This window comes from Bradyrhizobium sp. LTSPM299 (assembly GCF_000938235.1).
In the GTDB taxonomy this organism is placed as follows: domain Bacteria; phylum Pseudomonadota; class Alphaproteobacteria; order Rhizobiales; family Xanthobacteraceae; genus Bradyrhizobium.
This window is the reverse complement of record NZ_JYMU01000059.1, coordinates 77644-103351: the sequence shown is the minus strand read 5'-3', so window position 1 is coordinate 103351 and position 25708 is coordinate 77644. Positions and strand designations below refer to the sequence as shown.

The 25708-nt window shown below is 61.6% G+C and carries 21 protein-coding genes; 5 read left to right on the top strand and 16 right to left on the bottom strand.

Annotated elements, in window-relative coordinates:
- Positions 1–125: 125 nt before the first annotated feature.
- The 3 genes from UP10_RS30865 to UP10_RS30855 all read right to left on the bottom strand — a co-directional run bounded on the left by UP10_RS30865 (position 126) and on the right by UP10_RS30855 (position 3350).
- A complete protein-coding gene (locus tag UP10_RS30865; RefSeq protein ID WP_044590976.1) occupies positions 126–1145 on the bottom strand; it encodes a glycoside hydrolase family 5 protein in 1020 nt (339 codons plus the stop codon).
- Complete coding sequence (locus UP10_RS30860) at positions 1142–2443, bottom strand: O-antigen ligase family protein (RefSeq protein WP_044590975.1); 1302 nt, start codon at positions 2441–2443, stop codon at positions 1142–1144. The genes UP10_RS30865 and UP10_RS30860 overlap by 4 nt, the downstream gene beginning before the upstream one ends.
- A gap of 91 nt (positions 2444–2534) precedes the next feature.
- Positions 2535–3350, bottom strand: a complete 816-nt coding sequence (locus tag UP10_RS30855; RefSeq protein ID WP_044591024.1) for a WecB/TagA/CpsF family glycosyltransferase — start codon at positions 3348–3350, stop codon at positions 2535–2537.
- A 532-nt stretch (positions 3351–3882) separates the two neighbouring features.
- Here UP10_RS30855 and UP10_RS30850 point away from each other — a divergent pair.
- On the top strand, positions 3883–5019 hold the full coding sequence (locus tag UP10_RS30850) for a GNAT family N-acetyltransferase (RefSeq protein WP_044590974.1): 1137 nt from the start codon (positions 3883–3885) through the stop codon (positions 5017–5019).
- A gap of 29 nt (positions 5020–5048) precedes the next feature.
- Here UP10_RS30850 and UP10_RS30845 read toward each other — a convergent pair whose 3' ends face one another.
- Complete coding sequence (locus UP10_RS30845; RefSeq protein ID WP_044591023.1) at positions 5049–6269, bottom strand: FAD-dependent oxidoreductase; 1221 nt, start codon at positions 6267–6269, stop codon at positions 5049–5051.
- 536 nt (positions 6270–6805) lie between these two features.
- On the opposite strand from UP10_RS30845, the gene UP10_RS30840 reads away from it, so the two are divergent.
- Positions 6806–8152 (top strand): lipopolysaccharide biosynthesis protein, encoded by a 1347-nt coding sequence (locus tag UP10_RS30840; protein WP_044590973.1) that lies wholly within the window; start codon positions 6806–6808, stop codon positions 8150–8152.
- 6 nt (positions 8153–8158) lie between these two features.
- On the opposite strand, the gene UP10_RS30835 is transcribed toward UP10_RS30840, so the two are convergent.
- The gene (locus UP10_RS30835; RefSeq protein WP_044590972.1) at positions 8159–10246 is read right to left on the bottom strand and encodes a GumC family protein; all 2088 of its coding nucleotides are present in this window, start codon (positions 10244–10246) and stop codon (positions 8159–8161) included.
- A 184-nt stretch (positions 10247–10430) separates the two neighbouring features.
- Here UP10_RS30835 and UP10_RS30830 point away from each other — a divergent pair, with 184 nt between their 5' ends.
- Together UP10_RS30830 and UP10_RS30825 are read left to right on the top strand one after the other, a co-directional pair.
- Positions 10431–11744, top strand: a complete 1314-nt coding sequence (locus UP10_RS30830; RefSeq protein ID WP_245321964.1) for a glycosyltransferase family 4 protein — start codon at positions 10431–10433, stop codon at positions 11742–11744.
- Positions 11745–11759: 15 nt separating this feature from the next.
- Entirely contained in the window at positions 11760–13325 is a 1566-nt protein-coding gene (locus UP10_RS30825; RefSeq protein ID WP_044590970.1) for a glucosamine inositolphosphorylceramide transferase family protein, read from the top strand.
- A 35-nt stretch (positions 13326–13360) separates the two neighbouring features.
- On the opposite strand, the gene UP10_RS30820 is transcribed toward UP10_RS30825, so the two are convergent.
- The 10 genes from UP10_RS30820 to UP10_RS30775 all read right to left on the bottom strand — a co-directional run bounded on the left by UP10_RS30820 (position 13361) and on the right by UP10_RS30775 (position 23795).
- Positions 13361–14062 (bottom strand): SDR family NAD(P)-dependent oxidoreductase, encoded by a 702-nt coding sequence (locus UP10_RS30820; RefSeq protein WP_044590969.1) that lies wholly within the window; start codon positions 14060–14062, stop codon positions 13361–13363.
- 39 nt (positions 14063–14101) lie between these two features.
- Positions 14102–14908, bottom strand: a complete 807-nt coding sequence (locus UP10_RS30815) for a glutathione S-transferase family protein (protein WP_044590968.1) — start codon at positions 14906–14908, stop codon at positions 14102–14104.
- 28 nt (positions 14909–14936) lie between these two features.
- A complete protein-coding gene (locus UP10_RS30810; RefSeq protein WP_044590967.1) occupies positions 14937–16097 on the bottom strand; it encodes an iron-containing alcohol dehydrogenase in 1161 nt (386 codons plus the stop codon).
- Between the two features lie 83 nt (positions 16098–16180).
- Entirely contained in the window at positions 16181–17191 is a 1011-nt protein-coding gene (locus tag UP10_RS30805; protein ID WP_044590966.1) for an NAD(P)H-dependent flavin oxidoreductase, read from the bottom strand.
- Between the two features lie 21 nt (positions 17192–17212).
- Complete coding sequence (locus tag UP10_RS30800; protein ID WP_044590965.1) at positions 17213–18400, bottom strand: acetyl-CoA C-acyltransferase; 1188 nt, start codon at positions 18398–18400, stop codon at positions 17213–17215.
- Positions 18401–18415: 15 nt separating this feature from the next.
- Positions 18416–19546, bottom strand: coding sequence for an acyl-CoA dehydrogenase family protein (locus UP10_RS30795; RefSeq protein WP_044590964.1), 1131 nt, complete (start codon positions 19544–19546; stop codon positions 18416–18418).
- Positions 19547–19569: 23 nt separating this feature from the next.
- Positions 19570–20751: an acyl-CoA dehydrogenase family protein gene (locus UP10_RS30790; RefSeq protein WP_044590963.1), complete on the bottom strand. Its 1182-nt coding sequence runs from the start codon at positions 20749–20751 to the stop codon at positions 19570–19572.
- A gap of 12 nt (positions 20752–20763) precedes the next feature.
- Positions 20764–21501, bottom strand: a complete 738-nt coding sequence (locus UP10_RS30785; protein ID WP_044590962.1) for an SDR family oxidoreductase — start codon at positions 21499–21501, stop codon at positions 20764–20766.
- Positions 21502–21550: 49 nt separating this feature from the next.
- Positions 21551–23101: a class I adenylate-forming enzyme family protein gene (locus UP10_RS30780; protein ID WP_044590961.1), complete on the bottom strand. Its 1551-nt coding sequence runs from the start codon at positions 23099–23101 to the stop codon at positions 21551–21553.
- A 55-nt stretch (positions 23102–23156) separates the two neighbouring features.
- Positions 23157–23795: a 2-hydroxychromene-2-carboxylate isomerase gene (locus UP10_RS30775; protein ID WP_044590960.1), complete on the bottom strand. Its 639-nt coding sequence runs from the start codon at positions 23793–23795 to the stop codon at positions 23157–23159.
- 196 nt (positions 23796–23991) lie between these two features.
- Here UP10_RS30775 and UP10_RS30770 point away from each other — a divergent pair, with 196 nt between their 5' ends.
- Positions 23992–24486, top strand: coding sequence for a winged helix-turn-helix transcriptional regulator (locus UP10_RS30770; RefSeq protein WP_044590959.1), 495 nt, complete (start codon positions 23992–23994; stop codon positions 24484–24486).
- 44 nt (positions 24487–24530) lie between these two features.
- Here the strand turns inward: UP10_RS30770 and UP10_RS30765 are convergent, their stop codons facing one another.
- Positions 24531–25628 (bottom strand): ABC transporter ATP-binding protein, encoded by a 1098-nt coding sequence (locus UP10_RS30765; RefSeq protein WP_044590958.1) that lies wholly within the window; start codon positions 25626–25628, stop codon positions 24531–24533.
- Positions 25629–25708 lie beyond the last annotated feature (80 nt).

Sequence of the window (25708 nt, the reverse complement as noted above, 5' to 3'; positions counted from 1 at the left end):
GCCATTCGTTTCCCGTACCGAGAGCATACCCGGCTGCCAAATCTACTTCAGATGGCGCCCGAGACGGAGATAGCGCTTGGCGTTCTACCGACGCTCGGACGCCCCGTGCAAACTCGACAACAGCCTCAGTGCAAAGGAACTATCGCTTGCAGGACGTCCCGCTTCCACGTTTGACGGGCACTGTCGAAAGCTGCGAAATCATGGTCGAACTGCCAGTAGGCCCACGCCCAGCCAAATTTGTCGGCGCAACGCGTCACGAAAGACAGGTATCTCAGACGGCTGTCGGCTGGAGCACGCTCATAAACCCCGAACTCACCAAGGTAAACCGGACGCTTCTCCCGCTCCGACCAGAGGCGGATTCTGCTGAAATCAGCGATCACTTTCGCCTCATCCTCCGGCGTGCCCCAATCCAGCGGCCCGATCTTCGAGAACGTCGAAGACCACGGCGCACCTTGATGGGTAAACCGTATGGGCGCGTAGTAGTGAAATGTCACGATGAGCCTTCTGTCGTCGGTCGGCAACGTCAGATCGTCGATCGATGCAACCTCTGTGTTGAGCGCGGCGACAATGACAGGCCGTTCGGGATTCGTGTTCCGGATGATACCAAGACATTCACTGAGCAGTGAATTCCACTCAGCCGAGGTCATATGCCCTCCTGGTTCATTAAGAATCTCAAACACCAGCGCAGGATATTTCCCCGCATAGCGTGACGCGACCTGCCTCCAGAACGATCTGAGCTTCTCCATGCACCCTGGAACATCGCGTTGGCAAAGATCCGTATCATGCTCATCGAGGATGGGAGTGAGGCGCCGCACGAGAGCCGCCTCGATAATCGCATCGAGGCGCTTCAGAACGGCTTCGTCCAGAACGTTCTCGGCATTCATGAACTTGAAGCCGAAGAAATTGATCCTGACATGCGAGAAGCCGGCATTCCGGATTGCGGTCAGGTTGTCGAGGCGGAACGGCGCATTCGCGGCGCCTTCCCAAATGCCGTCGTATCCGAGAATGTTGATGCCGCGACCCAATGCCGCCACGTCCCGGGACGGGCGCAGCTCAGCCCCCTGAACCGGAGAGACCAGCACGGCAACGAGGAACGTCAGAACCAGATTGAACGCTCTTGGCCAGCCGGCGTGGACCGTCTTCATTGCGGCTCCAACTCCCGACCTGCCGACGGCACCGGCCTGCAAACCGCGAGGAAGAAAGCGACGAACAGCACCGATGTAAACATCGTCGACCGGAGAAATGTCGTCTCGGTAAAGTTCGTCTGACAGACAAGAAAGACAAACCCGATGATGAGAGCACAGTGGGCACGGTCAATTGCCCGCGTGGAAATCAGGTAGAGCACCTTGTTCGAAAAGAGAACGACGCTTGCCGTGAAGATGAGATAACCCAGAAACCCCGTTTCGACGAGAATGGCGATGTAGCCATTGTGGTAGTTATCGAGCACCCAACCATGGTTCTGTTCGAAATAATCGTAGATCGCCGGGTTCGTCCAGAATCCGTTGATTCCGAAGCCGAGCAAGGGCGCATCGTCGAAATGGCCGATTGCGTACTGCCAGATGTAGGTTCTCTCGGTGAAGTCGATCGTCGCGTCAAACAGATGAATCGCGTCGTATCCGGTCGCGTAAAAATACAGGATCAGGAGGCCCGCCATGACGCACATGACGACCGGCAACACCGCATAGACCTTCATGCACCTGATCGACCACAGGGACGTGAAGAGCAGGCAGCAAGCGACCAATGCCAGGGCGCCAGCGCCTCGCGATTCCGACGCGATGACGCAGGCCGAGGCGAGCAGGAAGGTAAAGAGAAAGGCCAACCAGCCCTGTCCGGTTAGCTTTCGATAACACGAAAAGAACATCAGATACGCCCCGGCAAAGCCCAGCGTTTGTTTAGATTCGAAGACGCCTTGCCATTGGCCATTGTGCATCCAGCTCTGGTCGACTCCGATATCGGGCACGAACACTGCACAAAGAGCAGATGCGGCAACCAGCACAAACAGGCCCTGCGTGGTCGATTTGACGATGTCATCGATATCGGCGCGGGTGATAAGGCAGAACGCGCCGAAGGTCGTTACCGCAAGCGCCGCAGCTTTCATGATCGCGGCAAGGCCGAGGTTGGTCCAAAGCACGGAAATCGTGGCAAGGACGTAGAATGCAACGACCGCGATCGAGTCAGGGTTGAAGGCCAGCCGCAGCCCGGGCCGCACAAACGCGCTTGCGTAGATCAGCAAGCCCCACATCAACATGGCAACGGCTTGCTGCAGATAGGTCTGCTCCGCCGGAAGCAGCGCGGCGTTGAAGGTCCCCATCGACATGATCACGTTGATGGTGATCGAGCAATTGATGAGAGCCTTTGCGACGCGTTGCGTTTCGATCCCGCGCGTTGGCGAGGTCGCGCCGTCAAAGGCGCCCCAATCCGTCTCGGTCTGTGTTCTGGTCATTGAACGAGCTTCGTGAAGTACGGTTTGATCTTACTGACACTCCGGCCAGTTGGACCGGGGTGCGTACCTCGCACTCAACCCCACGCGGCGCTCAGTCCCGCTTGGTCAGCGAGGGCCGGGTTCGGTTGAACAGCAGATAGAGGGCACGCGGATTTGTGGTCAGGTAGCGCCAGAGCAACCGGCGCGGTTCGAGCCAGACGCGCCAGGCCCATTCCAGTCCGACGTTCTGCATCCAGTTCGGCGCGCGCGGCCGGCTGCCCGACAGGAAGTTGAACAATCCTCCCGAGGTCTTGATGACGCCGACATTGCAGAGCCGCGGCATGAACTCCTCGACGAAGGCCTGCTCGTAGGGCACGCCAAGCGCGACCCAGAGATAGTCCGGCGCCAGCGCGTTGATTTCGTCCACCTTGGACCGCAGCGCCTCGCCGCGGAGATAGCCATGTGAATAGCCGACGATCTTCAGCTTCGGATACAGGCTGCGGACATTGGCGACCGCCGCTTCGTTTTCTGCCTCGTCGGCGCCAAACATGTAGAAGGTCAGCCCGACGGCTTGCGCCTTGCGCGCCACGATGTGGAACAGATCGGTGGTCGCGACACGTTCTGGAAGCGGCTCCAGCAATTTGAGCTTCGACATCGTGACCAGCGGCTGGCCATCGGCGTTGATCAGATCGGCGGTGCGAAACAGCCGGTCGGTCCGCGGCTCGGTCGAGCAGCGCGACAGCACTTCGCCATTGGCCGAGGTCAAGTAGAGCGGCCGACTGATGCGCCGGCGCGGATACACCACGTCGATCATGAAGTCCGCCGTCTGCTCGAGATCGAGCACGGCGAGCCGCAGCCCGCCCACGGTCGCCCGGGAAACTCCGGCGGTAGCGGCTCTGCCGAGAGGATTGGCGCGACGTTCGTGGATGTCGGCGGCACCAACCGGCGTTGACGACGGTGCGGTGGTCTCCGGCGCTGATGTCGGCGGCGTGCCACGCGATGTGTCGTAAATCCGGACAGGTGGAACAGCCGTGTCGGAATCGAGACGCCGAATGCGTGCGCCGTCGTGTCCCGGCAGCGAAATCGGGTCGGAAACGCGGGCTTTTTGACGATGGCTCAACATGTTCACCAGAATTCCAATGTTACGCATCTCAAATTGCAATATCCGGTCCAGATCCGGCGTCGGTTCTTGCCGCAACAATTAGCTTGCGGCTGTAAGAGTTCCTTAACCATCGCGATGTCGGTCCCCCCTGTCGAATTCAAATCGAACGACATGTCAGGCTGGTACCCACGGCAACCCATCTCGGCTCGACGCGGGAGTTATGGGGATTCGTGGAGCATTGGAGGAAATGCGTTAATCCAAATCCCATTCCGCCGCTGCCGCAACCGGCCCGCCTCTGCTACAAGAGTGCCGCGCCGGCTTGACCGGCGCTCCGAAACTGCCCGGTTGTTGGTTTCAAATGAACAAGAATGATGACGCGTTCGATGTCAGCATCGACGACGCATTCGATTTTCTGTCACAAGAATACGCGGAATTGTTCGATGGCTCGGACGCGACCGCGTTTCAGCATCCGCTGTGGCTCGACAGTCTCTATCGCAGGCTCGCTCCGTCAGTGGCGGCGAAACCTCTGGTCATCGTCGTCCGCAATCGCGCAACCGGAGCGCTTGCGGCGGTACTGCCCTTGCTGCGGGTGCGACGCGGACCGATGCGGACGATTGAATTCGCGGATCTCCGTGTTTCCGACTACCTTGCGCCCGTCTGTACCGCCAAAACATTTGCTGACCTGCTTCAGGATGAGGATGCCTGTCTGAAGCTGCGGCAGCTGGTCAGGCCGTTCGATCTGTTGCGGATACCCAAGCTGCTCGACGCAAGGATGCCGATCGAGAGCCTTCTGGCCGCGTCGCGCCGTGCCTCCATGAATACGAATGCGTACGCGACGGTCCTGACCTCGCCGTTTGAGCAATGGCAGGCCAATGCGCTGGGACGGTCCTATCAAAAGGAACTCGCAAAGAAGTGGCGCCAGATTCAAAAAAAGGGCGCGCTGACGTTTTCATGTTGCGACGACAGCACGTCCATCCGCGAGGCAATGGAGGTGATGAAGAAGTTTCGCGGCCCGCGGTTTGAGGCGCAAGGCGACGGCGATCTGCTGCAGCGCCCCGAATATTTCGATTTTTACTCTGATGTCGCGCTCCGCGGTCTCGGTTCCTTCGTGCGGCTCTATGCCATGAAGATGGACGGCGATGTGATCGCGACCGTGCTGGGACTACACCAGCGTGACAGTCTCCTCGTCGTCATGACCGGGTTCGACATCGCGGGATACAAGAGCCAGTCGATCGGCGCGCTGATGTTTGAACGGGTTGCCAGGGATTGTATCGAGCGTGGCGATCAGGTCCTGGATTTCACCATTGGCGACGAGCCGTACAAGATGGCGTTCGGAGCACAGCCCACGCCGATGTCGAGCGTGACACAAGCCGGCAGCGCGGCAGGCTCGATCGCCTTGTTCGCTCTGAATCAGGCGCCCTGGATCAAACAGGCGGCCAAGCGGGTGGCCGACTTCAGGCTTCCGCCGATCCGCACCTCAACCGGCGCGCGCTAGCCGCGGAGCTCGACGGGGCTTCCACCAAGCTATCTGAGCGCACCACGGAAGCGCGCGATCCATCCCGGATGAATCCGGTCTACCCGGTAAGTGACGCTGCGGCGCAGGAAGTGCAGCCTACGTCGGACCGTCCACTCCACGTCGTTGCTCGATGTCAGGGCTCGACGAAAGCGCGCCATACGCAGCGAACGTTGGTCGGCTGCGATTTTGTCTCGATCGGAATAGAACTGGGATATCTTTTCGACACCCATGCCTTCGGTTTCGAGCCAGTGTGGCGCGTAATGTGTGCAAAGACGCTCGACATCCACCAGCAGGCGGCTCACGCCGGTTCCGGCGGCGGGACAGTTGGTTTGAAACGCGTCACCGATCAGCACGACCCCCGGCTGCAGATGTCCTTCGACCACGGACAGGTCCATCACCCAGTTCTGCACGCGATCGACAATTCTGAAATCATCGAGATAAGGCCGCAATCCGGGCATCAGGCGAAGCAGCGTCGATTTCGTGTCCCGGCGCAGCTCACGCATGATCGGATCGGTCGGATCACGGAACATGAACAGGTTTGCCCGCATGCCGGCCGGCACGGGAAACAGGCTGAGATAATCGACGCCATCGGTGGTCCGTTCGCCGTAGCAGGTCAACGCCTCGAAATCGAACGGCGCATTATCCGGACGTGCGATCGTGAAGCCGAATGTCACCGAATGACGCGCGGCGAGCACCCGACGCTTCATTCCAAGATTGTAGCCAAGAGCTCCCGCCATACCCGTCGCTAGGACGACCAGGCGCGAAATGACGCGCCTTCCGGAAGCCAGCACCAGATGTTGGCGGTCATCGCTGCTGTCTATGCCGGTCACCTGATCGACCATGAAGCTGGAAGGGTCGGGCATCAGGCGTCGGGCCATCGCAACGAGGTCCGCATAGGGAAGTCCGTACGCCTGGCCGATACTGATATCGACCAATCTGCCATCCCTGATATTGAGGACGCGATCGTAAGAGGACGCGACAGCTTCGACTTCGCCGATGAAGCCCAGCCGGCGAAGAATTTCGACCTGTTGACCGGCAATCTTCTCGACGCGAAATTCGTCCGGCTGGATCGCACGTTTCTCGATCACGACAACCCGGTACCCTGCCCGCGCGAGCACAGCCCCTGCCAATGAGCCCGCCAGCCCGCCGCCGACGATGGCGATATCGGCTTCGATTGCTTGAGGCTCGCTTGCCGCAACCGGTCTTGTCACGCTCTCGTTGACGATCATGATGTCCACTCCGACGGCCACTGGCACCGGAACTGCAATATTCTTGCCTGTTATGCGCTTCCCCGAGCCGGCACGGTTCATTCCGGAATTGAGGTTAACCGCAGCAACCGGAACCCAACCGGCGACATCCCGGCACATGCCTTGCACTATCAACGTTATGAAAACCCGTTTTCCGGTCGCCCGGCGGCAGAATGGGTGGTTGATGACTGCCCGATCGATGGCTCAAGACCAATTCCCGGAGCACCACTCCAACGCGAACGTGTTGTTGATGCGCAGATGCAGCTTCCACAAGCCTTGGTCACGCGGTCACGTCGACGGCGGGGAAAAGCCCGCGCCTGCCCCGTTTAGGGACAGTGAGGACGGCACCGTTCCAGGTTGGAGCAAGGCGGCGGGTTCGGCTGACTCGCATTTTCGCGGAACTGAAGCCGGCCAGGACGAACGAAATCTTAGCAACGGATCATTAACATTTCCGACGCGAACGAATCCGGCACCCGAACGGACTGCACTAACCTGACAAGAGAGAGTTCCCTCGTTTCATGCTTGGCTCCATTCTCCAATTGATGCGGCGTGATGTGACGCGCGGCGTTGCCGGGACCATTCTTCTCAAGGTCGGCAGCGGCGGGCTTGCGTTCGTGCTGTTCTCGTTGGCTGCGCGAGCAATGTCGCCTGAGGCGTTTGGAGATTTTGCGACATGGCTGTCCGTCGCCCAGATCGCTTCCGTCGTGGGGTTGGCCGGCCAGGAGCTGCTTCTTGTTCGGTTCCTCAACGAGTACCAGGTGCGAGGTCAGGCCGACCTCACCAAGGGTGTCCTGTTTTCCAGCCTGAAGATCTGCGCAGTCGCCATGCTGATTTCAATCGCAGCGATCGCAGCGATCGCGGGCATTCGCGGCGAGTGGTGGCTCCTGATCGTATCCGTCGCTGCCTTCACGGCCGTGAACGCCGGCCTCATGCTCGGCAGCCAGATCGCACGATCGCTGGTCAGTATTCTGATGGGAGAAGGCAATCGGGAGCTCTTCTGGCGGGTCGCAGTTGTCCTGTTCTTGATCGCGGCGCTGTTCGGTCACTGGCAGCTCGATCCCGCCGAGCTTTTCACTGTGATGACGGTCGCCATGGCCCTCGGCCTGGTCGTGCAGGTCGTTTCAATCGCGCGCGTGCTTCCGATTCTGCGCAGCGTATCGGCCCGCTCCGAGACATCCCGCTGGAGGTCGAGTGCGCTCCGCTTCTGGCTTGCCTCCATTCTTGAAGCCGCAAACCAGTATTTCGACGTCATTCTCGTCTACTGGATGCTCGATCCGGTAACCGCCGGCGTCTATTTCGCGGCTTCGCGTCTTGCGAACATCTTCGCCATGCTCTCGGCCGCCCTGTATACGTTCGGGGCGCGCCGGCTCCCCTCGCTGTACTTCAGCAAGAATCGCCGGGAATTCGAGCACACGCTGCAGCTCATGGCGGAGGTAACCGCGCTTTGCGTCCTCGGCGGGCTCGTCCTTGTCTGGATCGGCGCGCCCTATCTTCTCGGCCTGTTCGGGCCGCATTTCGCCGCGCAACAGTGGGTACTGATCGTGCTCGCGCTCGGGACGGCCATTCAGGCGGCGGGAGGCCCGGCTGCCGCCATATTGCAGCTCACCGGCCATGAGGGCGAGTATGTTCCCGTGATCGCGGCGAACGTGGTGTTGCGGCTGGTCGGGTTTCTCGTTCTGATCCCGTGGCTGGGCGTGCTCGGCGCAGCCATTTCTGCCACCGCTTCGCTGACACTCGCGACCATCGCACTCAACGTGCTTTGCCGTCGGCGTGCCGGCGTTGACCCATCAATTCTGGCGCTCTCTCGCCTCCTGTCGCCCAAGGCCGGCGCTTACGCGGTTCGCGCCACCGAATCGAAGGAGTAAGCGAGTTCAACTCGCCAATCCCAGCACTTCGCCTCGAGAACCACGAACCACGGAATTGGCGGGTACCCGATTGACGATGAACGTCACCGGAGCGGCACCGAACTTCGCCAGCGCCGTCCTTGCCTTGTGTACCGCGGATGGCTGGGCCATGCCGTCGCGAACCACAAGGATGACCAGATCGGCAACGCCGGCCAGCGCCGCCGCGTCCGGTTGCGCGTCAAGGGATGACGCGTCGACGATGATCAGATCAAATTCAGAACGAATATCGTCGTCGGGCAACGGATGGGTTTTCCTGCTGGCCCTCAGCAGTTCATCGATGGAATGAAGGTCTGCCTTGATGGTCCCGGCGCCTTGCTCCGCAGGCGTGGCATCAGCGGCCTTCGATTCCAGCTCGATCAGGACACTGAGCATTCCGTTCTTCACGATCGACCGATTCAGCGAGCGTGCAACGGTGCTGCCGCCTGCACCGGCCTCAACCGACATCAGCAGCACGACCTTGCCATGAGGTCCCGGGATCCGCTTGATCTTCTCGATCAGCGGGCGCAGATGCGGACCCAAATCTGGCTCCGCCGCTGCGGGAATCGGATTCTGCCAGACGCTTCTGACGGAACCCGGTGACGCCAGGTTGGGAATGCGGGCCAGGACCGGCAAATCCGGCGGCGACTCGGGCTGCAGCGAAGGCGAATCCGTATCACGAAGCTCCGGACCGACCTTGGTTGGACTCCACGCCATGCCGGGTATGGCAACAATAGCGGTCGATATCAGCATTGAGGCGATCGCGAGCGCGACAAGGAGCAAAGGAAGCGGCGGGAGGGTCGAGCGAACCGGTGGAGTGGCTGATGACGCGACCTTGGTCTGCGAGCTTTGCAGAAGGCGCTGCTCATCGGTCGTCTTGTACCGTGACAGAAACTGTTCGTAGATATTCTTGTTGGCATCCGCGTCGCGCTGCAATTCCTGCAGTTTGACCAGCGCCTGACCGTCGACCAGTATTTGCGACTCGGCCGCCTTCAACTGGTCTTCCAGCGATTTCTGCTGCTCGCGCTGGGCCTCGTATTCCGACTTCGCGGTCTCGATGTTCTTCTTCCGCTCGAGCTCGATCTGCCGGTTGAGATCGTTCAACTGGCTATACGACATAACGAGGTCGGGGTGGCGGTCGCCAAGCACCGCACGTTTCTGCGCGATCTGGTCGTTGAGTGCCGAGCGCTGGGCTCGCAACGTGCTCAGGAGATCCTGCTTGACCGGTCCGTCGACATTCGTCTTCAGGTCGCGCTGCGCCTGCTCATAACGTGCCCTTGCCTCCTCGATACGCGCACGAGCGGCGGAGACTTGCTGCGTCAGGTCGGTGACGCGCAACTGCTGCGTCGTTGCATCCTTGCCGGCATTCACGATCCGGTGCTCGAGTCTGAAGGCGGCAACGGCATCCTCAGATGCCCTCAACCGATCGTTCATGCTCTTGAGTCGGCTCTTGAGCCAATCGGCCGCTTCATCGGTTGCGACGCTGCGGGTGCCACGCTGGCCGGCAACGAATGACTCGGCCACGGCGTTGGCGTAGAACGCGGCGCGCTGCGGATTGTTGGACGTGAACTTGACGGCGATAACATAGGTCAATCCACGCCGCGAAATATCGAGCCGATTGCGAAATCGCTCGAGCAGGCGCTCGGTATCGGTTTTGCCACCGGCGATGTCGTCATCCTCGGCGACCTTAAGCTGCTCGATCAGCGGCCGGAGAAACCCGTCGGATTTGGCGATCTCAACAACGCTCTGAAGTGCGGCGGCATCCTGGCCGATCCCCGGCAACACGTCCTGGTCCGTCGTCACGCGCTGCTCACGCGGGTCGACGACGACCAGCGCGGTCGCCGCGTATCGAGCCGGAATCAGCAACAGGACGATGATACCGATCGCGAAGATCAACGACGCGAGCGCTAAAATCCGTCGGCCGTTGTCGCGCAGGAAAGAAACCGTGCCGGAGAGGGTCAGTGTTCCCTTGACGGATTCGGCAGTGGACTGACCGGTTGGCACAGCGGGAACCTCCCACGACGCCGCGGGTTCCGTCGGACCGGACCTTCTCGGGCCTGCGCGGCCACCGAACAACATGGGTTCTGACTCGAATTCAACGACTGGCAGACACAGTTTCAGTGCCTGCTCCAACGTAAATATCTATGGTTAATTGGCAGTTACCCTCTCTTTGCAGGGCCGTAACCAATTAGTTAACGAGCCGCCTGTACCCTGTTCATGAGACAATGGCTCTCGTCGTCCAAGAAACGTCCGGTCGCACTAAATGGGCAGTAACCTCAACACGCACTACGCGATGTACGAGCGATCCTCGCGTGATAAGTACAAGCGCAAAAATGAAGGACACGAATCCCCTCCTTCAGCGGGTGAGGAATCCGTGCTCCGTTACACGTCAGCCACAGAATTGCATGCGGCACCGCTCCCGTCATCGACCGCGCCACAGGACCGACCGAGCCAGATCAAGCCTAAGCTGCGCGTCGTCCTGGTGCAGACCCAGGCGGAGAATGCCGGCGCTCAGGAGATATCTAGGTTGCTCGGCGCCGGCCTGACCGCGCGCGGCTATGACGTCTCCAATCTGTTCTTCTTCCGCAAGTCGGACTCTTTCGACGAGCCACCCAATACGTTTTATTGCGCGCCGAGCCGTCCAGGAAGTCCGTTGGCACTGTTGCGGATGCTGCGAAAGCTCGCCAGCCATTTGGGGAACATCAGGCCCGATGTTGTCCTGACATTTCAGCATTTCGGCAATGTCATCGGCGGCGGCGTGTCTCGCTTCGTCAGTCCCGCCCCTGTTATCGCCAACCAGGTGTCTTCGGCGATGTCCATGAGCTGGCCGGTCCGCGCCGCCGACATCATCATGGGCAGCCTCGGCTTCTTCAAATGCATCACGTTGAATTCGCAGGCCATGGAGCGCGAATATGCGCGGTATCCAGCGCCCTATCGATCGCGAATGAAGCATGTCCCGCACGGCTTCGACGACAAATCGCACAGCCTGCCGAAGGAGATTGCGCGGCAACAGTTCGAGCTGCCGCCGGATCGCATCCTGCTCGGTTGCGCTGCAAGGTTGCACCCTCACAAGCGGCTAGATGCGGCGATCCGCCTGCTGGTCCGCGATCCGTCCTGGCACCTTGCGCTCGCCGGCCAAGGGGCGGACGAGGAACGGCTGCGGCTCCTGGCAGATGAGCTGAAAGTATCCGACCGGCTGCACTTCATCGGCGAGATTCCGCCGCGGCGGATGGCGGATTTTCTGGCCTGCCTGGACGTGTTCGTGTTCCCCTCGCAGGCCGAAACGTTCGGTCTTGCCGCCGTCGAAGCCGCAAGCGCGGGCGTTCCTTGCGTCGTGACCGATCTCCCGGTTCTGCGGGAGGTATTGTCATTCGAAGGAAAGCCGACCGCTCTCTTTGTCGATGCTTCGGATGATGCCGAACTGTCAGCCGCGGTATCCAGAATCCTGACGGATACGACCCTGAGCGACGAACTGCGACAAAGCGCCAGAGGTCTGAGGTCGCGCTATTCGGTAGATACCATGGTGGAGGAATACGTCCACATCCTCAGCGAGGCCGCACAAGCGAGCGGGCGTTAAACAGATGGGCCGGACATGATCATCGAGTTTCGCTGCGAACGTGAGCCTGCCCGGCTCTGGATGTGCCGCGAGACGCTGCCCGTCAACGGCAAGGATGTTCCAATTCGAATCACGTGGATCCCGACGGCGGAGCCTCGACCTGCGGGCCTGGAGGCACTGTTCGAGCTTGAACGGATGGTGCTGCGCCATGGCCAAAGCGGCGGCGCCGACAGGCTGAAGGACATCCCGGAGCACTCACAGGCCCCCGCAGGCGACGCCGACGTGATCGTCGATTTTACGCGCGCCGAACGAAATCCGGACTGTTCTGCGCGGCTCTATCTCCGTCCGCTATTCAACGGGGCAGCAGGAGAAAACGCCGCGCTCGCGGCCATTCGCGCCGGTGACTTGCCGGTTGTCGAAATCGTCAATGAGCTCGACGGTACGGTCATCGACCGCGGTCATCCGTCCGGAGAGATTGCAACCGGCCTGAGCGGTGCGCTCGAAGCGGTCATGACGCGAACCCTGACCATGCTGACGGCGATTCTGTCGGGAGCACCAAGGATACTGCCGCAGCTGACGCCGGCGGCCAGCGGCGGCACCGCGCGAGGTTCCGCCGCATATGTCGCGCACGGCCTGGCCGCTTCGATCGCGAAGGAAATCTATCGCCTCTGCTGCTACGCGCCCCATTGGCACGTCGGGTGGCGCTACAGCGAAACCGCGGATGTCTGGCGGACCGGTGATTTATCCGGGCCGGACTGGAAAGTGCTGAGAGATCCCGGATACCGCTTCTACGCCGATCCCTTCCCGATCAAATGGCAGGGAAGAACCTTCGTCTTCTTTGAAGAGCTCGACCACCGGGTCGGCAAGGGCATCATTTCCGCCGTCGAATTCGACTGCAATGGGCCGGTCGGAAACGTCCAACCCGTGCTCGAGGAGCCCTGGCATCTGTCCTATCCATTTCTGATCGAAGACAATGGCGAACTCTGGATGATCCCGGAGAGCACCGCGCAGCGGGACGTCGCCATCTACAAATGCATTCGGTTTCCAGACAAATGGGAGCGTCACTACACGCTGTTCTCGGGGTTCGAACTCGCCGACGTGACCATCACGCAGCACAACGGCCTATACTATCTGTTCGGAGCCTGGCGCGACGGGACCGGCGGTTATTCCGATACATTGGCGATATTTTACGCCGAGAATCTATTCGGCCCCTGGCTGCCCCACGCGAGCAATCCGGTACTGATCGATCGCGCAAGTGCACGGCCGGCGGGCAACTTCGTGACCATCAATGGAAAGCTGTGGCGGCCTGTCCAGGACTGCTCCAACGGATATGGCGCGGCACTCGGACTTGCGGAAGTTCTCGAACTGTCTCCGACGACGTTCAGGCAAGTCGTTCGACACTTGCTCAAGCCTGGGCCGGCGTGGACCGGACGGAAACTGCACACGCTCAACCGCTGCGGCCAGCTCGAGGTGATCGACGGGTCGCGGGTTCAACCGAAGACAACGCCTTTCCTGAGCAGACTTTTGTCGACCGCCGGGTCGCCACAGTGGGAATGGCACAACGCAGCGGCGGCGAAGCCGATCGCAAGGCGCGTCCAATAGCGCGCTCTGCAGCGTCACCAGCGAGAATGCTACGACTACCAGGCTTCTCCGAACGGCCGCAGCTCAATGTTGAATGACCAGGCGCTACGGTCCTGGTGAACGGCATGCCAAATCTCGCCAGCGATCGCGCGAGGCTTGATGAAGAAATCGTCCGGCCGCTCCGGCCACCGCTTCCGCGTCCATTCCAGATCGATCACGGCATCGATGACGACATAGGCGACGTGAACGCCTTGCGGCCCGAGGTCGCGCGCCATTGCTTCCGCCAGGATCCGTTGCGCCGCTTTGGTCGGCGCAAAACCGGCGAAGCCGGCCTTGCCGCGCAGCGCGGACGTGTTGCCGGTCGCAACGATGGCACCCTTGCCTGCACTCACCATCGCCGGTGCAAATCGCCGGGCCAGGTGCAACAGCCCCATCGTGTTGACCTGGAAGTTACGATTAAGCATGGCAGGATCGATCTCCCGGAACGTGCCGAATCCGCCGCCGACAGCATTGTGAATCACGACGCCGGGGCTGCCGAGATCACGCTCGACGGCAGACGCGACCGCCTCGATCTGCGCGGCGTCAGACACATCGCATCGATAGCCCTTGGCGTTCGGCAGCTCCTTTTCGAGCGCGGCCAGCCGCTCCTCGTTCCTGGCGAGCATGGCGACGCGATACCCGCCCTCGGAAAATCTTCTCGCGAGTGCCGAGCCCGTGCCGGGTCCGACACCAGTGATCAGGCAAACCTGCGCGCTCATGCGATCAATCCTCCGGGTTGAGAGAGGCTGCCCTGACGGTCAGGCCGCCGCCTTTGACAACAATTTCTCGACATATGGCTTGAGGTCCGGCTTGAAGTGTTCGTGCGCGATCAGCCGGGCAAAATGCGCGAACACCAGCGGGTAGTCGTTCTCGACGCCGGTGTGCAGAATCTTGTCCAGGCCACGCTCCTTCAGCAGCGCCGCCCGCGCATGCTCGTTCATGAACAGCGCGAGCTCGGCGGCAAAGCAGATGTCGGCGAGCGAGAGCCGGTCTCCCACCAGCACCTCGCGCCGCGGCGACAGTGCCTGCTCCAGTCCCGAGGCATAGATCGCGAAGGCCTGTTTGGCCTGGGCGTGAATCGCCGCGTCGACCGTACCGTCCGAGAGCGCGAGCAGGTAGATCTGCGAATCCCGCGCAAACACCAGGCTGACATCCAGGAAGCTGTCGATGCGGGACGCCTCGTAGGCGTCACGTCCGTAAAGCCGATATGTCGCTTCGCCCAGCCGCGCCACCGCACGCATGATGCTGTTCGACTCGAAGATCCCGATATGACCGTCCGGTCCGAACGCGGCGGGCACGTTGCCGAACGGCTGGGCTTCGAGAAAAGCATCGGTCTTGAAGAGTTGTGCGCCGGTCAATCCGACGCGCCCGGTCCGCGCGAGGCCCGACAGCGATTGATGCTCACCTTCGGCGAGCGGGCGCGCGTCGTAATCCCACAACCAGTCCCGCAATTCCTTGCCGGAGGCGCCTCTGACCTCGACAGCGACGCCGCAGAAGCGGGCAGCAATGGTCGCCTTCCACACGCGCGGATTCGGCAGGTAGGAGAATATTCGCAAGCCAGCCATCGTGGAACACTCCGGATACGGGCGCGCCTCAAGCCGCCAGCTTGAGGATCTTGACGACGTCATCAGCCTCACGGATCGGCTGCGGGTTTGCCCTTGTAAAGATCGAGAGCATTGCGTTTTTGCCGATCAGTTCAAAGCGGTCCTCGGCGACGCCGACGTCGGCGAGCCGTCGCGGCAGGCCGAGCTCCGCGATAAACGCTGCGAAGGCCTCGCTGGCGTCGCGCTCCGGTGCACCGAGCGCGGCTGCGATCGATTTCTGGGCGGTTTCGGTGGCGGGACGATTGTAGCGAAGCACGCTCGGCATCATCACGGCCGTGCAGAAATAATGCGGGACATCGCAGGTGCCGCCGAGCACATGGCCGATGGCGTGGCTCGCGCCCATCGGTACCCGCGACTGCAATCCGAAGGCCGAAAGCCACGAGCCCAACTGGCAATTCAGCCGCGCCGCCTCGTCGTCAGGATTATCCCTGGTGCGCAGCAGGCCGTCATGCAAATAGCGTAGCCCCTGCTGGCACACGGCGTCGACCAGCACGTTGGGACGGCTGGAGCAAATCGCTTCGATACCGTGATCCATCGCGCGCGTGCCGGAGCCCAGCCAGAGTTTCTCCGGCGTATATCTGGTGATCGCAGGATCGAGGATGATGCTGCGCGGCATCATCATCGGGTGATTGAAAATCTGCTTCAGCTTGCGGCTGGTGTCGGTAACCAGCGCGCCGGAATTGTACTCGCCGCCGGAAAGCGTGCTCGGGATGGCGATCATCCGCACCTTTGGCGTCCGGAATTGCCCGAAGCGGCGCTCCGGCGTGGTCTCGAAGCCATCGAGCCCCGCCGGTTCAAAGATCTCATGCTCCATGCACATCAGCACGATCTTCGCCGCATCGACCACCGAGCCGCCGCCGATAGCGACCACCAGATCGGCCTTGGCCTCGCTGGCCTGCCGCGCAATCCGTGTCACCACGTCACGCGTCGTGTGCTGCGGCACGCCATCGAAGGTCGCGGCATGACGCTCGCCGAGCGCTTTGCGGATCTTCTCGATCTCGTCGGTTGTGGTGTTCAGCGTGCGGCTGGCGATCAAATAGACCCGTTTGGCACCCAGCCGTTCGGTCTCGTCGCGCAGCGCGTCGGCCGCCGGCTTACCGTAGATCACGGATTCCATGGTGGGGTATTGATGGCTGCCCGCGATGCCCATGCTCTTCACTCCCTTGATGTGTCCGTGAATAACCCAAGCCAATCGCGCCGGCGGTTTGGAAAAGTTCGGTGGCGCACTCTCCGTCAGGCGACCGCGCGGGCCGGTTTGGTCTCGAAGGTGCCGTCGAGGAAGCCGGTCAGCCGCTGCCGGATGATCTGCTCGGCCTCCCCCATGATGCGGTCGACCAGTTCCTTGACCGTCGGGATGTCGTGGATCAGGCCGACCACCATGCCGCAGCTCCACGCGCCGGCATCCATCTCGCCATCCAGCATCACCTTGGGGTAGACCCCGGCGACCTGCTCGAGGATGTCCTCGATCTTCATGGTGGCGCCCTTCTCCCGCTCGATCTCAAGCAGCTGGTCGACGCCCTTGTTCTTCAGCACGCGCTCGGTGTTGCGCAGCGCGCGCATCACCAGACGGGTGTCGAGCTCATTCGCCTCCACCAGCGCTTGCTTCACATTGGGATGAACCGGCGCTTCCTTTGTGGCAATGAAGCGGGTGCCCATGTTCATGCCCGCCGCGCCCATCGCGAGTGCTGCGACCAGACTGCGCGCATCCGCCATGCCCCCGGAGGCCACGAACGGGATCTTCAACTCGTCCGCCGCGCGCGGCAGCAGGATCATGTTCGGGATATCGTCCTCGCCGGGATGGCCGCCGCATTCGAAGCCGTCGACGCTGACCGCATCGCAGCCAATCTTCTCGGCCTTCAGCGAATGCCGCACCGAGGTGCATTTGTGGATCACCTTGATGCTGGCAGCCTTCAGCGCCGGCATGTACTGCTCGGGGCTGCGGCCTGCGGTCTCGACAGCCTTGACGCCGCCTTCCTTGATGGCCGCGATATACTCGGGATACGGCGGCGCGGTGAAGCTCGGCAGGAAGGTGAGGTTCACGCCGAACGGCTTGTCGGTCATGTCGCGGCACCGCGCGATTTCCTTTGCCAGCAATTCAGGCGTCTTCTGCGTCAGCCCCGTGATGATGCCGAGTCCACCGGCGTTCGATACCGCCGCGGCGAGTTCGGCGAAGCCGACATAATGCATGCCGCCCTGGATGATCGGATGCTGGATACTGAACAGTTCAGTGATCGCTGTCTTCACGAATCTCTCCTGCGTTTCCGATCAGTGGACGATTTCAAACAGGCCCGCCGCGCCCATGCCGCCACCGATGCACATGGTCACCACGCCGTATTTCGCCTTGCGCCGCCGGCCCTCGATCAGGAGGTGGCCGGTCAGCCGCGCGCCGGTCATGCCGTAGGGATGGCCGATCGCGATCGAGCCACCATTGACGTTCAGCCTGTCTGGATCGATGCCGAGCTTGTCGCGGCAATAGATCACCTGCACCGCGTAGGCTTCATTGAGCTCCCAGAGATCGATGTCGTCAATCCGCAGGTTGTGGCGCTTCAGGAGCCGCGGGATCGCGGCGACCGGGCCGACACCCATCTCGTCCGGCTCGACGCCGGCGGCGACGAAGCCGCGGAAGATGCCGAGCGGCTTCACGCCTTTTTGCGCGGCGATCCTGTCGCTCATGATCACGCAGGCCGAGGCGCCGTCCGAGAGTTGGCTGGCGTTGCCGGCGCTGATCGACCTGCCCTCGAACACCGGCTTGATCTTCGCAAGTCGCTCAGCCGTGGTGTCGGGACGTGGACCTTCGTCCTTGGTCAGCGTCACCTGCTGATAGCTGACCTCTTTGGTATCCTCGTCGAGCACGGCCATTTTGGTCGTGAACGGCACGATCTCGTCATTGAAGCGGCCGCCTTGCAACGCGGCACCGACGCGGCGCTGGCACTCCAGGCTGTATTCATCCTGTTTGTCGCGGCCAATCTTGTAGCGCTCGGCGACGATTTCGGCCGTCTCCAGCATCGACATGTACATCTCCGGCTTCAACGCCATCAATTCATCGTCGACGGCATGGAACCTGTTCATGTGCTCGTTTTGAACCAGGCTGATCGATTCGATGCCGCCACCGATCGCAATCTCGACACCGTCATGCATCACCGAGCGCGCGGCCACCGCGATCGCCTGCAGGCCAGAGGCGCATTGCCGGTCGATGGTGGTACCAGCAACCGTAACCGGCAGGCCGGCGCGGATCGCGCCCTTGCGCGCGACATTCATCACCATGGTGCCCTGCTGCATCGCGCAACCCATCACCACATCCTCGACCTCGCCAGGCGCGATGCCGGCGCGCTTGACCGCCTCGGCCATGACGTGACCGGCCAGGGTCGGGCCGTCGGTGTTGTTAAGCGCGCCGCGATAGGCCTTGCCGACGCCGGTGCGCGCGGTGGATACGATGACTGCTTCGGTTGTCATGCTGGCCTCTCTGCCTTAAGCGGCGGTATCGAGCTGCGCAAAGCGCAGCACGTGGTAGGCGGGATCGCCGAACTGGATGTTGATAGAGGAAATCCGCTTGAAGTAGTGGCCGACATTGAGCTCGTCGGTCATGCCCATGCCGCCATGAAGCTGCACGGCCTGGTCGGCCACGAACTTGCCGGCATAGCCGATCCTGGACTTGGCGCCGGAAGCAAGCCGGGAGAGGCCGGCCTCGGTCGACTCAAGACTAAGGCTCAGATGCTGCATCAAGGACAGCGCCTCCTGATGGGCGATGAACATGTCGACCATCCGGTGCTGCAGCACCTGGAAGCTGCCGATCGTGGTGCCGAACTGCTTTCGCGTCTTGGAATATTCCAGCGTCGCCGCGTTCAATTCACCCATCGCACCGACCGTTTCGGCGCAGAGCGCCCCGATGGCCCGGTCGCGGCAAGATTCGAGCGCACCTACGCCCTCGCCTTCCTTGCCCAAGAGCTGCCCGCGAACCTCGCGCAGGCTGATTTCGGCGGCGCGGCGGCCATCGATCGTCCTGAAGCTTTGCAGATCGAGGTTGGCAGCATGGCGATCGACCACGAACAGGCTGACGCCGCCGCGATCGTGGCGATGGCCCGAGGTGCGGGCGGAGACGATCAGATAGTCCGCCCACGGTGTAGCGATCACCGCTGTCTTCTCGCCGGTGAGGATATAATCGTTGCCGCCCCGACGCGCGGTGGTGGTGACCGTGGCGGGATCGAAGCGCGAGCCTTTTTCTGTCCAGGCCAGCGCCCAGATCTTGGTTCCCGCGACGATGTCAGGGATGAAGGACTGCTTCTGCTGGTCGGACCCTATCTGCTCGATCAGGCCGCCGGCAACGACCACCGTTTCCACGAATGGCTCGACGACGAGATGGCGGCCGAACTCCTGCATGATGATCATCGTCGACAACGGCCCGCCACCGAGCCCACCGACGGCTTCAGTGAACGGTGCAGCAAGCAGACCCAACTCGGCGAAGGCTGCCCATTGCTTACGGCTAAAACCCTCTTCGTTCGCGACGATCTTGCGGCGGGCGTCGAAATCATACTGATCGCGCAGCAGCCGCTGGATGCTGGATCGCAACAATTCCTGCTCTTCCGTGAACTGGATATCCATCCGATCCTCTCGTGCCGCGCGTGCTAGAGACCAAGCACCGCTTTGGCGATGATGTTGCGCTGGATCTCGTTCGACCCGCCATAGATCGAGAGCTTGCGCGAGTTCAGGTATTTTTCCGACGCCGTGTGGCCGTAGTCAGGGCCCGGCATGAAATGGTTGGCGCTGACGGGATGCTCGCGGATCGCGAGCCCATAATTGCCGATCGCGCGATGGGTCAGCTCGGTGATATCCTGGAATATCTCGGTGCCGCGGATCTTGAACAGCGACGCTGCCGGCCCCGGATCGATGCCGCGTGCCATCTGGGCGACGACGCGAAGCTCGGTCGCTTCCAGCGCCAGCACGTCGAGCTCGACACGGGCGATATCCCTGATGAACTCCAGATGTGTCGGATCGTCCTCCGGGATCTCCGCCTTCACGATTGTCTTCAACCGCGCAATGTACCGCGTGGAGCGGCCGATTCCGGCCATGCTGGTGCGCTCATTGCCGAGCAGGAATTTCGCGTAGGTCCAGCCCTTGTTCTCCTCGCCGATCAGGTTCTCGACGGGCACGCGGACGTCCTCGAGGAAGACGTCGTTGACCTCGTGGGAACCGTCGATCGTGATGATCGGTCGCACGGTGACGCCGGGCGATTTCATGTCGATCAGCAGGAACGAGATGCCAGACTGCGGCTTGGCCGCCGGATCGGTCCGGACCAGGCAGAAGATCCAGTCGGCATGCTGCGCCAGCGTGGTCCAGGTCTTGTGACCGTTGACGATGTAATGGTCGCCATCGCGCACCGCCTTGGTACGCACGGTGGCGAGATCGGAACCGGAGCCGGGCTCGGAATAGCCCTGGCACCACCAATCTTCGCCGGACAGGATCCGCGGCAAGAACGTCTTCTTCTGCACGTCGTTGCCAAACGTGTAGATGACGGGGCCGACCATGGTGACGCTGAACGCCAGAGGCGGTAGCGTGCCGGCGCGCGCCGTCTCCTGCTCGAAGATGAAGCGGCGGGTGATCGACCAGCCGGGCCCGCCATAATCCTTCGGCCACAGCGGCGCGATCCAGCCCTTCTTGGCGAGGATGCGATGCCACAGCAGCATCTGCGCCTTGGAGAGGTCGGTCTCCGGATTGGGGACGCGCATCTCCGCCGGATAGTTGCCCTTGATGAAGGCGCGGACCTCGTCGCGAAACGCCGCATCTTCAGGGGACAGCGCGAGCTCCATCGGACCAGCTCCCTACCACTTCTCGCCGAAGGGCCGGATTTCCAACTCGAACGTCCAGGCGCTCTTCGGCTGCTGGTAGAGTTGCCAGTAGGACGAGGCGACCGATGCCGGCGGCATCAGCAAGTCCGGATTGTCGAGCGCATCCGGGCCAAGCGCCTCGATGCGGCGCTGCCGCACCCATTCGGTGTCGACGCCGGAATCAATAATAAGGTGCGCGACATGGATGTTCTTCGGTCCAAGTTCGCGCGCCATCGCCTGCGCCACCGCGCGCAAGCCGAACTTGGCGCTGGCAAACGCCGCATAGCCGCTGCCGCCGCGCAAGGAAGCGGTGGCGCCGGTGAAGAAGATGTTGCCGCCACCGCGCGGCAGCATCAGCCGTGTTGCTTCGCGCCCTGCCAGGAAGCCGGAGTAGCAGGCCATCTCCCAGACCTTGCGGAACACACGCTCCGTGGTCTCGAGGATCGGGAAGTTGACGTTGGCGCCGATGTTGAAGATGCACACTTCAAGCGGCGCGTGCTTGTCGGCGTCGTTGAGGAAGGCGGTGATCTCCTCTTCCTTGCGCGCATCGAGCGAGCGGGCGTGGATTTCACCGCCGGCCGCCTCGATGTCCTTGACCAGCGGCGCGAGCTTGTCGCCGTTGCGGCGGCCGGCAAATACCGTAAAGCCTTCGGAGGCGAACTTCTTGGCGATCTCACCGCCGATGAAATCACCGGCACCAATGACGGCGACCGTCTTGTTTCTCTTCTGCATGGTGTTCTCCGGCCTCTGCTTGAGTGAACGTTCTGCTGACGATGCGTCACTATTGAGTGCGCAACGACTCCGCCAGCTTGTGCTTCAGGAGCTTGCCCGTCGATGTCGCGGGCAGAGCGTCCATGAGGATAATCTCTGACGGACGCTTGTACGAGGTGAGTTGTGGGGCAACATGGGCCATCAGGTCCTGCGCGGTCGCGGTCGAACCCTTGATCAGCTGCACAAAGGCCACAACCTCTTCATTGCCCACAACCTGCCGCCCGACCACGGCACACTGGACCACCGCGTCATGCGTGCTCAGCACCGCCTCGATCTCGGCGGGATAGACATTGAATCCGGAGCGGATAATCATTTCCTTGGTCCGCCCGACGATATAGAGGGCGTCATCCTCGAAACGGGCCAGATCGCCGGTGTTGAACCATCCGTCGGGATCGATCACCTTCGCGGTCAAGTCGGGCGCGCGGTAATAGCCGAGCATCACGTTCGGGCCACGAACATGAAGCTCGCCAACCTCGCCGTCACCAACCGGTTTGCCGTCGTGGCCGACCAGCTTAGCTTCAAGACCCGGCATGACCGACCCGACCGCATGATCGGCTCTCGGCGCGTCGGGCCGGACCCCGGAGATTCCCGGCGAACATTCGGTGATGCCATAGCCATTGAGCAGCGGCAGGCCGAGCTCCTCCTCGACCCGCGACTTGAGTTCGAGGTCGAGCGGCGCGCCGGCCACCGAGATGACACGAAGCCTGCCGCGATCGAACTTCGGCAGGCCGGCGTTGCGCCGGTATTCGAGCAGGCGCTGATAGGTCGCGGGCACCCCATTGAGAATGGTGATGCCCTCGTCCGCCATCGCCTTTACGAGAGCGGCCGGATCATATTTCGCGACCAGGCGCACGGTGGCACCGACCATCAGCGTCATCGTGAGCAGCGAGATGCCGACAATGTGCGAGACCGGCAACACGCAATACTGCACATCATCCGGGGTCATCTTGCGAAACTCGGCAGTCCCCCGAGCGCTGAACAACAGATTGCGGTGGGTCAGCATCACGCCTTTCGGCGTCCCCGTGGTGCCCGACGTATAGATGAGAACGACGACTTGTTTGGCGCTGTCCGCCTCGACCGGCTCCGCCAAAGTATCCTCGTTCAGTGCGGTGACGCCGATGCCGTGGAGCGGCCCGACATCCTGCACGGTCGCGCCATAGCGGGCGGTATGAGCGGCTGCCTCCGGCGAGACATCAGCAGTCAGGAACACGCGGCGAGCGCCGCTGTGATCCTTGATCTGATCGACCTCGCGCGGCGACAACCGCGGATTGACCACAATCGCCCAGACGTCCAGCCGGCTTGCCGCCAGCAGCAGACAAGCGAGCGGAATGGAGTTCTCGCTCACGATCACCATGCGATCCCCGGCGCGGATACTCAACGCTTGGAGCACCTCGGCAACGCGGCCGACCGTTCGATCGAGCTCGCGATAGGTCAGGCTCGTCTTGTCGTCGATCAGCGCCAGATGATCCGGCGTCGCCTCGACATGCCGATCCATCACCTCGTGGAGGCGGCCCGGTAAGCCTTCAACACTTCCTTCGGTCACCTGCGTCGACGCCTGCACTGAAACCTCCCTGTGGCAGCCCTTAGGGCTTGATTATTTCTTGAGAATTTCCCGGTCAGGCAATCATGCGCCGCCCGGCAGCCAGCTGAGCGACGATCTCTTCCTCGACCTCACGCACGCGGTCTTTGCCGAAGAATATCTCATCGCCGACATAGAACGTCGGCGATCCGAACGAGCCTCGGGACACCGCATTGCCTGTGTTCTCGATCAGCTTCTTCTTCACCTCATCCTGCTGCGCGCGGGCGATGATGCGATCGATATCGAGTCCGGAGGACAGGAACGCATCGCGAAATACCTGCGAATCGTCCATCTTCTTCGGCTCGACCCACATATGATGATAGGCGGCACGGAAATAGGGTTCGAACAGCCCCTCGAATTGAGCAGCGACAACGCCCCGCATCAGCGTCAGCGTGTTGACCGGAAAGAACGGGTTCGATTTGAATTTCGTGATGTTGTGGCGGCGCAGGAAGCGCTCGGTCTCGAGCGCGTTGTATTCGGGCTTGTTCCTGATCCCGTGCAGGGATTCGGCGGGTGAAAGATTACCGGTCGCCTTGTAGACGCCGCCTAGCAGCACCGGAACGTAATCGAACTTGACGCCGGTGCGCTGTTCGATCTCCGGCAACACGAGTTCGGCGAGATAGGCGTTGGGACTCCCGAAATCGAAGTGAAATTCGACCTTGAGCGGAGCAACCATGGAACGCCCTCCCCTTCGATTGTCGGCGGCCGTTTACCGCCGGGTTGATCGTCGCCGACGACCATAAGTTCTATTTTAGTACTGTCAATATGATAATTATCATGCAATAGCTTTGCTAATGCCATCCTGTTGAAATATTGTTAGTTCTGATTTAGAATTAAGTCCGTATTTTCGTCGCAGACCGCTGGAGACGTTGATGAAATGGGATGCTCTCGAGGAGGAGCCGTGCTCGGTGGCCCGCACCGTCGCGGTGATTGGTGACCGCTGGAGCCTCTTGATCCTGCGCGAATGCTTCCTTCGCATTCGCAGATTCGACGAATTCCAGGCGTCGCTTGGAATCACCCGCCATCTGCTTGCCGATCGGCTCAAGAAGCTGGTGCGCTTCGGCGTGCTGCGCAAGATTCCCTATCAGGAAGCGCCGAAGCGCTACGAATATATCCTGACGCAGAAGGGCCTCGATCTTTATCCGATCATCATGTCGATTGTGCACTGGGGCAACATCCACATGGTCGACTCGCGTGGCCGGCCGATGCTGCATGAGCACAAGAACTGCAAGAAGATGTTCGACCCCGTCATGGTCTGTTCGGAATGCGGTGAGCCGTTGTCGGCCAAGGCTGTCCACGTACATCGGGGCCCCGGCGCGCGACAATCCTCGCCGGTGCATGCGAGGGCGCAAGCGCGCGCCAAGTGATTCGGGTGCCGATAGGCCAAACGTCGGGATAACCGGACGACAAATCAGGCGGCGCGGATCGCCTGTCCTGACGCACGGTCGAACAGATGCGCGCGCTCCAGATCGAGACTCACGTCAAAGGGCAGATCCGGTTGCGCAGCAACGCCGACCGGCATCTGCGCGGTGAACGGAAACGCCCCGACGCTGCCGATCACCAGCGTGTGCGGCCCGAGCGGCTCGACGTCCTTCACGATCATGCGGATGGAGCTGCCCGCAGGCGCCCCCTGGTGCAGGACATGATCCGGCCGCACACCAAGCACCGCCGGTTTGCCGACGCTGCCGGCATAGATGGCCTCGCGGGATTTCGGCAACGTCAACGCCGCGCCCGACGGTTCCGTGAAGACCAGCGCGCCGTCGCGAGCGGCAATCTCGCCATGGATGAAATTCATGCTGGGCGCGCCGATGAAGCCCGCGACAAAGAGATTGCTGGGCTTCTCGTAGATCGTGATCGGATCGGCCGCCTGCTCGATCCGGCCGCGGTTCATCACCACGACGCGGTCGGCCATGGTCATGGCCTCGACCTGATCGTGCGTCACATAGACGATCGTCTTGGCGAGCCGACGATGCAACGCCTTGATCTCGGTACGCATCTCGATCCGGAGCTTGGCATCGAGATTGGACAGCGGCTCGTCGAACAGGAAAACATCAGGACTGCGCACGATGGCACGGCCGATCGCCACCCGCTGGCGCTGACCGCCCGACAGCTGCTTGGGGCGGCGGTCGAGATATGGCTCGAGGTCGAGAATCTTTGCCACGTCTTTGACGGCTTTCTCGATCGTGGCGCGCGATTCACCCCGCACCTTCATGCCATAGCCGATGTTTTCGCCGACCGTCATATGCGGATAAAGCGCGTAGTTCTGGAACACCATCGCGCAATTGCGCAGGCCCGGACGCAGCTGCGTCACGTCGCGGTCGCCGATCCGGATCGTGCCGCTGCTGACGCTCTCCAATCCCGCGATCATCCGCAATGTCGTCGTCTTGCCGCAGCCGGACGGGCCGACAAGCACGACGAACTCCTCGTCGGCCACGTTGAGATCGAGCCCCTCGATGATCTTGTAAGGCCCGTATGCCTTGCTGACGTTCTCGATCTCGACGTGCGCCATAAAATTCCGTTCCGTCCCTGGCCAGAGGCCATCAAGCACCGGATGACGCTCACGCGTCATCCGGTGAGTGTCGTTAGTAT

What these genes read in the sequence shown, in the direction of transcription:
- UP10_RS30795 (WP_044590964.1), bottom strand. Translation starts at nt 19,546, where the DNA reads ATGGATATCCAGTTCACGGAAGAGCAGGAATTGTTGCGATCCAGCATC.
- UP10_RS30765 (WP_044590958.1), bottom strand. Translation starts at nt 25,628, where the DNA reads ATGGCGCACGTCGAGATCGAGAACGTCAGCAAGGCATACGGGCCTTAC.
- UP10_RS30845 (WP_044591023.1), bottom strand. Translation starts at nt 6,269, where the DNA reads ATGATCGTCAACGAGAGCGTGACAAGACCGGTTGCGGCAAGCGAGCCT.
- UP10_RS30815 (WP_044590968.1), bottom strand. Translation starts at nt 14,908, where the DNA reads ATGGCTGGCTTGCGAATATTCTCCTACCTGCCGAATCCGCGCGTGTGG.
- UP10_RS30785 (WP_044590962.1), bottom strand. Translation starts at nt 21,501, where the DNA reads ATGCAGAAGAGAAACAAGACGGTCGCCGTCATTGGTGCCGGTGATTTC.
- UP10_RS30820 (WP_044590969.1), bottom strand. Translation starts at nt 14,062, where the DNA reads ATGAGCGCGCAGGTTTGCCTGATCACTGGTGTCGGACCCGGCACGGGC.
- UP10_RS30865 (WP_044590976.1), bottom strand. Translation starts at nt 1,145, where the DNA reads ATGAAGACGGTCCACGCCGGCTGGCCAAGAGCGTTCAATCTGGTTCTG.
- UP10_RS30775 (WP_044590960.1), bottom strand. Translation starts at nt 23,795, where the DNA reads ATGGTTGCTCCGCTCAAGGTCGAATTTCACTTCGATTTCGGGAGTCCC.
- UP10_RS30790 (WP_044590963.1), bottom strand. Translation starts at nt 20,751, where the DNA reads ATGGAGCTCGCGCTGTCCCCTGAAGATGCGGCGTTTCGCGACGAGGTC.
- UP10_RS30800 (WP_044590965.1), bottom strand. Translation starts at nt 18,400, where the DNA reads ATGACAACCGAAGCAGTCATCGTATCCACCGCGCGCACCGGCGTCGGC.
- UP10_RS30810 (WP_044590967.1), bottom strand. Translation starts at nt 16,097, where the DNA reads ATGGGCATCGCGGGCAGCCATCAATACCCCACCATGGAATCCGTGATC.
- UP10_RS30860 (WP_044590975.1), bottom strand. Translation starts at nt 2,443, where the DNA reads ATGACCAGAACACAGACCGAGACGGATTGGGGCGCCTTTGACGGCGCG.
- UP10_RS30840 (WP_044590973.1), top strand. Translation starts at nt 6,806, where the DNA reads ATGCTTGGCTCCATTCTCCAATTGATGCGGCGTGATGTGACGCGCGGC.
- UP10_RS30830 (WP_245321964.1), top strand. Translation starts at nt 10,431, where the DNA reads ATGGGCAGTAACCTCAACACGCACTACGCGATGTACGAGCGATCCTCG.
- UP10_RS30770 (WP_044590959.1), top strand. Translation starts at nt 23,992, where the DNA reads ATGAAATGGGATGCTCTCGAGGAGGAGCCGTGCTCGGTGGCCCGCACC.
- UP10_RS30850 (WP_044590974.1), top strand. Translation starts at nt 3,883, where the DNA reads ATGAACAAGAATGATGACGCGTTCGATGTCAGCATCGACGACGCATTC.
- UP10_RS30835 (WP_044590972.1), bottom strand. Translation starts at nt 10,246, where the DNA reads ATGTTGTTCGGTGGCCGCGCAGGCCCGAGAAGGTCCGGTCCGACGGAA.
- UP10_RS30825 (WP_044590970.1), top strand. Translation starts at nt 11,760, where the DNA reads ATGATCATCGAGTTTCGCTGCGAACGTGAGCCTGCCCGGCTCTGGATG.